This window comes from Haloarcula sp. JP-Z28, assembly GCF_011440255.1.
Taxonomy (GTDB): domain Archaea; phylum Halobacteriota; class Halobacteria; order Halobacteriales; family Haloarculaceae; genus Haloarcula; species Haloarcula marismortui.
The window spans coordinates 1-10919 of record NZ_JAAOHT010000100.1 but is presented as its reverse complement, the minus strand read 5'-3'; the positions used below and the strand labels follow the sequence as shown (position 1 = coordinate 10919).

Annotated in this window: 11 protein-coding genes; 6 read left to right on the top strand and 5 right to left on the bottom strand. The window is 64.1% G+C overall.

Translation table 11 applies throughout. The features are described from left to right. The 4 genes from G9463_RS22065 to G9463_RS22050 all read left to right on the top strand — a co-directional run. Positions 1-1218: HD domain-containing protein (locus tag G9463_RS22065; protein ID WP_165897843.1), on the top strand; the 1218-nt coding region annotated here is incomplete at its 5' end. A 21-nt stretch (positions 1219-1239) separates the two neighbouring features. Further along, a complete protein-coding gene (locus G9463_RS22060; RefSeq protein WP_165897842.1) occupies positions 1240-2265 on the top strand; it encodes an amidohydrolase family protein in 1026 nt (341 codons plus the stop codon). Positions 2266-2298: 33 nt separating this feature from the next. After that, positions 2299-2751, top strand: coding sequence for an SHOCT domain-containing protein (locus G9463_RS22055; protein WP_165897841.1), 453 nt, complete (start codon positions 2299-2301; stop codon positions 2749-2751). 72 nt (positions 2752-2823) lie between these two features. Further along, positions 2824-3303: a universal stress protein gene (locus tag G9463_RS22050; RefSeq protein ID WP_011224869.1), complete on the top strand. Its 480-nt coding sequence runs from the start codon at positions 2824-2826 to the stop codon at positions 3301-3303. Positions 3304-3323: 20 nt separating this feature from the next. Here the strand turns inward: G9463_RS22050 and G9463_RS22045 are convergent, their stop codons facing one another. The 4 genes from G9463_RS22045 to G9463_RS22030 all read right to left on the bottom strand — a co-directional run bounded on the left by G9463_RS22045 (position 3324) and on the right by G9463_RS22030 (position 8181). Next, positions 3324-4271, bottom strand: a complete 948-nt coding sequence (locus G9463_RS22045) for a biotin--[acetyl-CoA-carboxylase] ligase (RefSeq protein ID WP_165897840.1) — start codon at positions 4269-4271, stop codon at positions 3324-3326. 61 nt (positions 4272-4332) lie between these two features. After that, the gene (locus G9463_RS22040; protein WP_007188208.1) at positions 4333-6183 is read right to left on the bottom strand and encodes an acetyl-CoA carboxylase biotin carboxylase subunit; all 1851 of its coding nucleotides are present in this window, start codon (positions 6181-6183) and stop codon (positions 4333-4335) included. A 139-nt stretch (positions 6184-6322) separates the two neighbouring features. Beyond that, positions 6323-6628: a hypothetical protein gene (locus G9463_RS22035; protein WP_004963491.1), complete on the bottom strand. Its 306-nt coding sequence runs from the start codon at positions 6626-6628 to the stop codon at positions 6323-6325. A 2-nt stretch (positions 6629-6630) separates the two neighbouring features. Then, a complete protein-coding gene (locus tag G9463_RS22030; protein ID WP_007188209.1) occupies positions 6631-8181 on the bottom strand; it encodes an acyl-CoA carboxylase subunit beta in 1551 nt (516 codons plus the stop codon). Positions 8182-8322: 141 nt separating this feature from the next. On the opposite strand from G9463_RS22030, the gene G9463_RS22025 reads away from it, so the two are divergent. After that, positions 8323-8946: a uracil-DNA glycosylase family protein gene (locus tag G9463_RS22025; protein WP_050037652.1), complete on the top strand. Its 624-nt coding sequence runs from the start codon at positions 8323-8325 to the stop codon at positions 8944-8946. Between the two features lie 46 nt (positions 8947-8992). On the opposite strand, the gene G9463_RS22020 is transcribed toward G9463_RS22025, so the two are convergent. Continuing rightward, positions 8993-9784, bottom strand: a complete 792-nt coding sequence (locus G9463_RS22020; RefSeq protein WP_165897839.1) for a winged helix-turn-helix domain-containing protein — start codon at positions 9782-9784, stop codon at positions 8993-8995. A 224-nt stretch (positions 9785-10008) separates the two neighbouring features. On the opposite strand from G9463_RS22020, the gene G9463_RS22015 reads away from it, so the two are divergent. Further along, positions 10009-10919, top strand: a 911-nt coding sequence (locus tag G9463_RS22015; protein ID WP_165897838.1) for a DMT family transporter, incomplete at its 3' end; no start/stop codon positions are given.

The following is a 10919-nucleotide window of genomic DNA, read 5'->3' as shown; positions in this document are numbered from 1 at the left end:
ACAATCAAGGACAGCGTCCACGACCATATCGAGGTTCAGGGCGTCGCGGCGGCATTGCTCGACACGCCGCCGGTCCAGCGGCTCCGGCACATCTCCCAGCTCGGCACGGTGACGCTCGTCTATCCTTCGGCGAACCACACCCGATTCGAGCACTCGCTGGGCGTCTATCACCTCGCAGACCGAGTGCTGTCCCACCTGGGTATCGAGGGCCAGCAGGCCGAGCGAGTCCGAGCCGCGGCATTACTCCACGATGTGGGGCATTCACCGTACAGCCACAACGTCGAGGCGCTCATCCACCGCCGAACGGGCAAGTACCACGACGACGTGGACGAACTACTCGGTGACGGCCCTGTCGCACGCGTGCTCACCGAACACGGCCTCAATCCGGACCGCGTGGCCGGCCTCGTTGCCGGCGAGGGCGAACTGGGCCAGCTCGTCTCCGGCGAACTGGATGTCGACCGGATGGACTATCTGGTCCGCGACGCCCACCACACGGGCGTTCCATACGGGACTATCGACCACGAGCGGCTGGTCCGGGAGCTGTGTTTTGTCGACGGTGAACTCGTCCTCGATGAGGGGAACGTCCAGACGGCCGAGTCGCTCCTGCTCGCACGGGCGCTGATGAACCCCACTGTCTACCAGCACCACGTCGCCCGCATCGCCAAGTCGATGCTGCGGCGCGGGACCGAAGAACTACTCGCCGCGACTGATACAACGGCCGAGACGCTTCGCCGGTGGGACGATAACGACCTGCTCGTGGCGCTCAGACAGTGCGACGCGACCGCGGCGTACGCGCGGCGGCTGACCCAGCGAGACCTGTACAAACGCGCCGTCTGGGCGGAGTGGCAGGCCGTGCCCGACGAGGTGCTGGCGGCCGACCACGACGCGGTCGGCGCGATGGAGCAGGCTATCGCCGACGAAGCGAACGTCGACAGCGACGCCGTTGTGCTCGACATTCCGCCCGAACCGTCGATGACCGAGTCCAGCAGCCGTGTCCTCGTCAACGGTGGGGTCCGTCGACTCGGTGAACAGTCGACGCTGGTCAACGCCATCCGCGCCGCTCAGCGCGACCAGTGGCGGCTCGGCGTCTATGCGCCGGAAGCCGAGAGTGAGCGGGTCGGCGCGGCGGCCATCCGCGAACTCGGACTCGACCTCGACGGGGCTCGGGTTCGGGACGTACGGACGGGTATCCATGCGACCCTCGATGAGTTTAACTGAGAGAACGGGCGAACAGGGAGTGTGATTCTGGAAGGGACGATTCTGACGGGGCGGTCGTTCGAGGCCGTCGAGGGCCGTGTCGTCGTCGAAGACGGGGAGATAACCGCTGTCGAGGAAACCGCGGTCGACAGCGACGATATCGTAGCGCCGGCGTTCGTCAACGCCCACACGCATATCGGCGATTCCATCGCCAAGGAGGCCGGCGAGGGGCTCTCGCTGGAGGAACTGGTCGCGCCCCCGGACGGCCTGAAACATCGACTCCTCCACGATGCGAGCCGAGACGAATTAGTGGCCGCGATGGAGCGGACGCTGTCGTTCATGGAACAGTCGGGAACCGGCGCGTTCATCGAGTTCCGGGAGGGCGGCGTCGAGGGCGTCGAGGCGATTCGAGACGCGCTGTCCGGGTCAGACCTCGAAAGCGTAATTCTCGGGCGCGAGACAACCGACGCGATGGAACTGGGTGACGGGTTCGGCGCGAGCGGGGCCAACGACAGTGAGTTCGGGGCGGAGCGACGCGCGACCCGACAGGCCGGGAAGCTGTTCGGCATCCACGCGGGGGAAGTCGACAGCTCCGACATCAACCCCGCGCTCGACCTCGACCCCGATTTCCTCGTCCACATGGTTCACGCCAAGTCGCTGCATCTCGAACGGGTCGCCGACAGCGAAATCCCCGTTGTGGTCTGTCCCCGGTCGAACATCGTCACCGGCGTTGGCCGTCCGCCGGTCGAAGCACTGGCTGACCGGACGACGGTCGCGCTCGGGACGGACAACGTCATGCTCAACAGCCCGTCGATGTTCCGCGAGATGGAGTTCACCGCGAAGCTGTACGACCTCTCAGCCCGCGAGGTGTTGCGGATGGCCACAGTCAACGGAGCCGAAATCGCGGGGCTTGGCGGCGGACTCATCAAGACCGGACAACCGGCACGCCTGCTGGTGCTCGACGGGGATTCGGACAATCTCTGCGGCGCACAGAACCCCGTTCGGGCAGTCGTTCGTCGGGCAGGGACGGCCGACGTTCGACGAGTCGTCCATCCGATGACGGAATAATTCTTATCACTGCGGGAATAGTATCTTCGGGCAATGCCCTCCACCACCGACCGCGCCCTGAGTACACCGCTGAAAATACTCCTGTATGGCCTGTTAGGGCTGGTCTCGTTGTTTGTCGTCATCGCGGCTGTGAGAGTTGCGTTCGGACTGTTCTTCGGTCTCATCGGTCTCATACTGGGACTCCTCTCTCTGGCTGTCACCATCGGGTTCATAGTGGCCATCGGCTACGCCGTGTACTGGGTCGTGTCAGAGGTTTTCGGTCAGGACGAGGTAACGGCGTCGGCGACTGACGCGTCACGGGCACAGGCCGCACACACGACTGGCGAGGCCAACGAAACAGACCCCGTCGATCGGCTCTCTGAGCGCTACGCTAACGGGGAGATTAGCGAGGCGGAACTGGAACGCCGACTCGAACAGGCCCTTGACGGCCCGTCCGTGGATGACTCCGGGACAGCGGAGTTCGAACGAGACCGAGAGTTGAACTGAACACTACCCTGTTTGGTTGTTGCATGTTATCTTTTACCAAACTATATCCGTTCAGCCAGTCAATAGTACAGTATGTACAACAGGATACTGGTCCCGACTGACGGATCAGCGGGGTCGAGAGATATACTCACACACGCTGAGGCGCTTGCAACGGCTCACGACAGTGAGATTCACGCGCTGTACGTCGTCGACATCGGTCGGTTCTCCACGCTCCCGCACGAGCCGACGTGGGAGGGCGTTACCGACTCGCTTCACCGCGAAGGTGAGATGGCGCTGGACATGGTGGAACGTCTCGTTGCCGACGACGTGACTGTCACGCGAGCTACGGCCGAGGGAAGCCCAAGCCGGGAAATCGTCGAGTACGCGAGCCAGCACGGCTGTGACCTCATCGTGATGGGGACCCACGGTCGCGGCGGCATCGACCGCCTGTTGCTGGGCAGCGTCGCCGAACGGGTCGTCCGGTCAGCCCACGTCCCAGTCGTCACCGTTCCGGTGGAGACAGCGATGCAAGACCTCCCGGAGGATGAGCAGCCTGCCGGCGTCCCACAGTGACGTGTCCCCTGTCGTTGCGCTCACTCCGAAACCGGGCGGAGATGCTCACAGTCCCCCGCTGAAACGACCTCTGTACCGGATGCTGTCTCGATAACGAGCGCGCCTGGGAACTGTACGTCCACGGCTTCGCCCTCGATAGGGCCTCCCGGTGTCTCGACCCGGACCCGTTTGCCCAGCGTCGTCGCGTACTCCCGCCACGCCTCGACGACGCGCCCCGTATCCTGTCGCAACGCGTCGAATTCTTCTAGCAGTCGCTGCGTGAACAGTCGCCTGTCGATCGGCTCGCCCCGTTCGGTCGAGAGACTCGTCGGGTTTGCTTCATCGGGCAGGTCTGCTGGGTCGACGTTCGCGTTGACCCCGATGCCCACGACGACCCAGGAGACGCGGTCGGCCTCCCCCTCCATCTCGGTGAGGATGCCGACCAGTTTGCGCTCCTCGTCGCCGTGGCGGACGAGTACGTCGTTGGGCCACTTGATGCCGGCCTCGACGCCGGCCTCACGTGCCGCCCGTGTCACCGCGACAGCGGCCGCAAGCGTGAACACCGGCGCGTGGGCCATCGGCACGTCGGGACGGAACAGTACCGAGAGCCAGATTCCGCCGCTCGGCGAGTGCCAATCACGGTCGAGGCGCCCCCGGCCGCCGGTCTGTTCGTCGGCCAGCACCACAGTGTCTGACTCCCCTTCTGCCGCAAGGTCTCTGGCGCGTGCGTTCGTGCTGGGAATGCTGTCGTGGTACTCGACAGAAAACGGCGCATCGAGGCCGTATTCGACCGCGCTCGCCCCGAACTCCGGTACCGAATCGAGGGCGTAGCCCGCGTCGTCGCTACGGATCTCGAACCCCTCGTCACGGAGCGCTTCAACGTGCTTCCAGACCGCGGAGCGAGAGATATCCAGTTCGTCGGCGAGAGTCGGCCCCGAAACAGGACCGTCGGCCAGTGCATCGAGCACCCGGTGGCGTGTGTCGTTCATATCCGGGGCTTCGACCGGCCGGAATAAAAGGCGTCTGCAGCGCGCGGCGGGCAGGCCGCGCTCACCCGATCACAAAGAGCAAGTCGCCCATGTCGACGGATTCGCCCTCGCTGACGGCTACGTCGTTGACAGTGCCGCCGCGTTCGGCGACAATGTCGTTTTCCATCTTCATCGCTTCGAGCACACAGAGAACGTCGCCGGCCTCGACTTCGTCGCCTTCCTCGACGTTGACCTCCAGAATCGTCCCTTGCATCTCAGCGGCAACCTCCTGACCCTCGGCGGTGGTGGCACTGCCGCCTCCGCTGTCAGAGCTACTGCCACCCTGTGGCCGCTGTGGCTGGCTCCCACCGTCGGCGTCTACGTTGCCGACGTTGATTGGGGGTGCGCCGCGCTCTTCGAGGTCGACCTGGAAGCGCTTGCCGTTGACCTCAACGGTAAATTCGCGTTCGACGACTTCCTCGTCCTCGTCGCCTTCGCCGTCGGATTCGGTGACCGTGCCCCACTGCTCCTGCGCTTCTTCGATGCGCGTCCGGTCGAGGTGCTCGTCGAGGTACTTTGTGGTGTGTGTCCCGTTGACGAACTTCTCATCGGTGAGCATCAGGCGGTGGAACGGAACGACGGTCGGGATGCCTTCGATGTCGAAGTCCTTGAGCGCCCGTTTCCCGCGCTCGATACACTCCTCACGGTCCCCGCCGTAGGTGATGAGCTTCGCGATCATCGAGTCATAGTCCGTGACGAGGTCGTCGCCCTGCCGGAGCGCGTCGTCGAGGCGGACGCCGATACCGCCCGGCGGGTCGTAGGTGTCGAGGCTACCGCCGGTTGCGGGCGCAAAGTCGTCAGCGGCGTTCTCGGCGTTGATGCGGAACTCCATCGCGTGGCCCTCGATTTCCACGTCGTCTTGGTCGAAGGTGATCTCCTCGTCCATCGCCACCCGCAGTTGCCACTTGACGATGTCGATGTCGGTGATCTCCTCGGTGACGCAGTGCTCGACCTGAATGCGGGTGTTAACCTCGAGGAAATAGAAGTTCGCCTCCTCGCCGAGCAGTTCCCCTTGCTCGCGGTCGGTGTCCTCTTCGACGAGGAACTCGACAGTCCCGGCGTTGTAGTAGTCCGATTCGCGGACGCCGCGTCGGGCAGCGTCGCCGATCTTCTCGCGGAGCGCATCGTTCAGGGCCGGCGAGGGACCCTCCTCGATAACTTTCTGGTGGCGGCGCTGGAGCGAGCAGTCACGCTCGCCCAGATGCCGGACGTTGCCGTGGTGGTCGGCGATAATCTGGACCTCGATGTGGCGGGGGTTCTCCAGATAGCGTTCGAGATAGACAGAGTCGTTCGAGAAGTACGCCTCTCCCTCCCGTTTTGCGCTTTCGAGCTGTTCTTCGGCTTCTTCAGGGTCGTGGACGATTTTCATTCCACGGCCGCCACCACCGCCTTCGGCCTTGATAGCCACCGGGAACCCATTTTCCTCGCCGAACTCGACGACTTCCTCGGGGTCTTCGACCGGGTCGGTCGTCCCCGGGACGATAGGCACGTCAGCCGACTGCATGATCTTGCGAGCCTTCGTCTTCTCGCCCAGTGCCTCCATTGACTCACTCTCGGGGCCGACCCAGGTGACGCCGTCCGTTTCCTGCACGCGCGCGGCGAAGTCGGCGTTCTCCGCGAGAAAGCCGTACCCCGGGTGAATGGCGTCAGCGTCGGCCTGCTTGGCCGCGTCGATAATCGCTTCCTGGTCGAGATAGGAGTCTGCGGCACGGGCCGGACCGACGTTGTACGCCTCGTCCGCATACCGGACGTGACCGGCGTGCTTGTCGGCATCAGAGTAGACGGCCACTGTGCCGATGCCCAACTCCTCGCATGCGCGCATCACGCGCACCGCTATCTCCCCGCGATTAGCGACGAGCACCTTATCGAACATACGCCCTCATACTGAGAGTCGGCCCATAAAACTATGCGCAGATAGCGGCCAAACTTACATATATAATCATGTCAGTATGGAACATGACCACAAACCGACTCAGGGCGTCGCCGAGCAACTGATAAAAAACTGTCCGCGATTAGAACCGTTCGGCGCGGCCGGCAGCGCTCCAGGGGTCGGTCGGCGCGTCCGAGCGAACCCGAACGGACCGCTTCTGCGTGGCTTCAACGCGCCCAGAGAACGACCACTGTCTGCCGTCCCAGGAGTCACCGTCGTCTGCCGCCGCAGCCGCCGCGGCCGCTGCTGCCGCACGCTGGCGGTCGGTGAGGTGTGCGCCGATAGCGACGGCGATAGCAGCCGCTTCGGCCGTCGACGCGTCGTCGAGTTGGGCGGCGATTTCTGCGACCAGATCTGCATCGACAGCCGAGTCAGTGTCAGCCGCCATCGTTACAGTGGGATGTTGCCGTGCTTGCGGTCGGGCTGGTCCTTGCGTTTCCCCCGGAGGAGGTCAAGGTCGTCGATGAGCCGCGGGCGGGTTTCCTGGGGTTCGATGACATCGTCGACGAAGCCGCGCTTGGCCGCCGTATAGGGGTTTGCGAAGGCGTCGCGGTACTCGTCGATGAGTTGTTGCCGGCGGGCCTCCACGTCGTCGGCGTCCTCCAGTTCGTCGTCGTAGAGGACGTTCACCGCACCTTTCGGCCCCATCACGGCGATTTCGGCGGTCGGCCAGGCGTAGTTCATGTCCGCGCCGATGTGCTTCGACGCCATCACGTCGTAGGCCCCGCCGTAGGCCTTCCGGGTGATGACGGTCACCAGCGGCACGGTGGCCTCAGAGTAGGCGTACAGGAGCTTCGCGCCGTGGTTGATGATGGCGTTGCGTTCCTGGTCCTTGCCGGGCATGAACCCGGGCACGTCGACGAACGTGAGAATCGGGATGTTGAACGCGTCACAGAACCGGACGAAGCGCGCGCCCTTCCGCGAGGCGTTGATGTCCAGCGTCCCGGCGTTGACTCGTGGCTGATTGCCGACGACACCGACGCTGTGACCGTCCATGCGGGCGAACCCGATGACGATGTTGCGCGCGAAGTCCTCAGCCACCTCGAAGAAGGAGTCCTCGTCGACGATACGCCCGACGACGTCCGTCATGTCGTAGGGTTTCTGTGGCGCGTCGGGAACAGCCGATTTCAGTTCCTCGTCTCGGCGTTCGGGGTCGTCCCAAGGTTTGACCCGCGGCGGGTCCTCGACGTTGTTCTGCGGGAGATACGAGAGGAGGTAGCGGATGTCGTCCATCGCGTCCTTCTCGTCGGCGGCCGTGAAGTGGGCCACCCCGGACTCGGAGGCGTGGGTCTTCGCGCCGCCGAGTTCGTCGAAGCCGACCTCCTCGCCGGTCACTGTCTCGATGACGTCGGGCCCGGTGATGAACATGTGGCTGGTCTCCTCGACCATGTAGACGAAGTCCGTGATCGAGGGGGAGTACACCGCGCCGCCGGCACACGGCCCCATGATGGCCGAAATCTGTGGGACGACACCGCTGGCTTGCTGATTGCGATGGAAGATATCGGCATAGCCCGCCAGCGAGTCGATGCCCTCCTGAATCCGCGCGCCGGCGGAGTCGTTCAGCCCGATAATGGGTGCGCCCGTTTCGATGGCCTTGTCCATCACCTTACAGACTTTCTGTGCGAACGCCTCGCCCAGCGACCCGCCGAAGACGGTGAAGTCGTGGGCGAAGACGTACACCCGGCGGCCGTCGACTTTGCCGTAGCCGACGACGACGCCGTCTCCCGGTACTTTCTTGTCGGCCATGTCGAAGTTCGTCGAGCGATGTTCACGGAGCGAGTCGATCTCGACGAAGGTGCCGTCGTCGAGGAAGTAATCGATGCGCTCACGCGCGGTGAGTTTCCCGCGGTCGTGTTGCGCCTCGATTCGTTCCTCGCCACCGCCTCGTTCGGCCTCGGCTTTTCGTTCCCGAAGGTCCTCGACACGGTCATCGTGGCTCACGCGATATCACTTCTCCCGGACCGGAGCATATCCGACTCCTTGCGGGCATCCGAGAAAAGCGTTATCAAACTTAACCATTATTTCTCGTATTCGATAACGGAAACCGGCGGAGTTTTGAGCGACGGCCCGTTGCTTTCGCGCGTGAAGAACGTCACGGCCCGCCAGCACAACCCCTTTGGCTTCGACGCACCGTGTGAGCCGTTTGTGCCGGGGTACGGCGACGCCAACGCCCACTTCCACGTCATCGGTGACCACCCCGGCGTCCACGGTGGCGCAACGTCTGGCATCCCGTTTACCGACAACGCTGCGGGCGAGCGCCTCCAGCGGGCGCTCGTTGAGGCCGGACTGCTCGCCGAGGCCGGCACGCCGCCGACCGTCGAGAAGACCTACCTGTCGTACCTGTACATGTGCGGCGGCGACCGGCCGACAGACGCGGATTACGAAGCTCTGGAGCCGCTGTTCGACACAGAACTCCGGGCCATCACTGCCCACGTCCTCCTGCCTGTCGGCGAGCGGGCCACGCGACACGTGTTCGCGAACACGACCTCGGAGCCGACCGAATCGATCGACATGGACGCGCTGCACGCAACCGAGGTGCCCGGCAGCGGCTGGCTCGTCTACCCGATCAAAGAGCCCGCGGAGTGGAGCGACGACGACGAAGACGCCCTTGTCGACGTCCTGACTGCGCTACTGAAGACCGACTATCGCCGCGAGGCGGACCTCGGGCGGTTCCTGCCGAACGACGACCCGTATCTGGTCCGGTAGCGGTTCTATTGATTCTTACAGCGGCTCCGACGATCAGAAACAGTGGCTACAGCGCCCACTCGTCGGAGAGCGGTTCCGCGGACGCCCAGTACGCGTCGAACGCCTCGATAGCCCACTCGCGGACGGCCGGCGCGGTCGTATCGATCGACGCCTGTAGAACGCCGTTGTCGTCCCGCAACAGCAGATGGACCACGTCGTCGGCGATCATCACCGCAAGTGGCACACCGTCGGTTCGCACCCGGACTGACGCGTCCGGTTCGGCACGCAGCGATTCGAGTCGTTTCCGGAGTCGGTCGTCCGCCGCCAGTGCGTCTATCGCGCCGGGCGAGAACACGCCCGAGAACCGCTGTTCGCCGGCGGTGACCCGTTCCTGAACGACTCGAATCGCCTGGTCGTTGAACGCATGGGAGAACGTCCGGACTTCCTCGGCATCTCGAAGCAGGTCGAGTAATCGCTGGACCGGCGCGTTCGGGCGCGTCTGACTTGGAACGGTTATCGTGGCGTCGGCCAGATGTTGCAGGTCGAAGGCCATCGCATCGGTGGGGAGATACTGGACGATGTCGCGCAGCCGCCGCTCGGTTTCGAGGCTACCGAGGAGGTCGGTGAACCCGTTAGCAACGATGCGGCCCGTCGCCGTGGCGACGTACTCGTCCCCTGTTCGGCGAATCCACGACCGCTCTTCGAAGTCAGCGATGATCCGGCCGAGCGTTGCCTGTGACGCGCCGGTTTCGGCCGCCAGTTCCCCGCGTGAGTGTGGCTCCGTGGCCAGAAGCCGCAACACCTCGACCCGGTTTGACGAGAGCGCGAGGAACTCGATCTCTTCGAGCGCCGATTCCATACCGCCACGTTAGGGAGTCCGTCCTAAAGCGCTTTCGTAGTATGAAATAATTTCACACCGTGCACATCCGCCACGGGTGTTCGGCCGTTTCGCGTTATGTAATATTTTCTAAACGGGCCTATAAGCATCGATACCGTACTGTAGAGTACGATGATTCAGGTTTCTCTCCGTGCTCTCTCTGTCGGCTGTGCAGTTGTATCAGAAACTAAATACGAGGTGGCGGTATGATTTCGCGCCGGACCTTCGCCCTCGCCGCCGTTGCCAGTGTCCTGCTTGGCGGGACCTTCGTCGGCGCGAAGGCCGGACTGTCGTATCTCCCGCCGCTTTTGTTCGTCGCTCTCCGGTTCGACATCGCCGCTGTCGTGCTCCTTGGGTATGTTGTGGTGACGCGGTCCCGGGACGAACTGCTCCCACGGACCCGAGGCGACGTGCTTGGGATTCTCTCGACAGGCCTGTTCGCGCTCGGCCTCGCAAACGCGCTGATATTCGTCGGCCAGCAGTCCGCTACCAGCGCGGTTGCCGCTATCATCTTCAGCCTCAACCCGATACTGACGCCGGTGTTCGCCGCTATCTTGCTCTCCGACGAACGACTCTCGGCCCGCGGCGGTCTCGGGATCGTTATCGGCCTGCTCGGTGTCGGTCTCGTCGTTAGCCCTGACCCGGCAATGCTCCTGAGCGGGGGCATCGGCAAGCTCATCCTGTTCGCTGGCGCGGCTAGCGCGGCGCTGGGCAGCGTGCTCATCCGGTGGTCCGGCGGTGGCCTGTCGAGTACGGTCCGAACCGCGTGGGCGCTCCCTGTCGCCGCCGCGCTCTGCCATGCGCTGAGCATCGGTATGGGCGAATCCGCGGCCACGGCGGTGTGGTCGCCGACTGCGATAGCAGCCCTGCTGTACGTCGGCATCTTCGCCGGCGCAATCGCCTACATCGCCTACTTCGGCCTGCTCGATGTCACCGGTGCAATTCAGGCCAACCTCATCTTCTACGTGGTCCCCGTCGTGTCAACGCTCGGCGGGTGGGCCTTGCTCGGTGAGGCAATCACCCCGACCGCAGTGGCGGGCTTCCTGACTATCTTCACGGGGTTCGTAGTACTGGGCAGCGAGTCGGTCGACATCCGGGCACTGCTCCCGGCTACTAC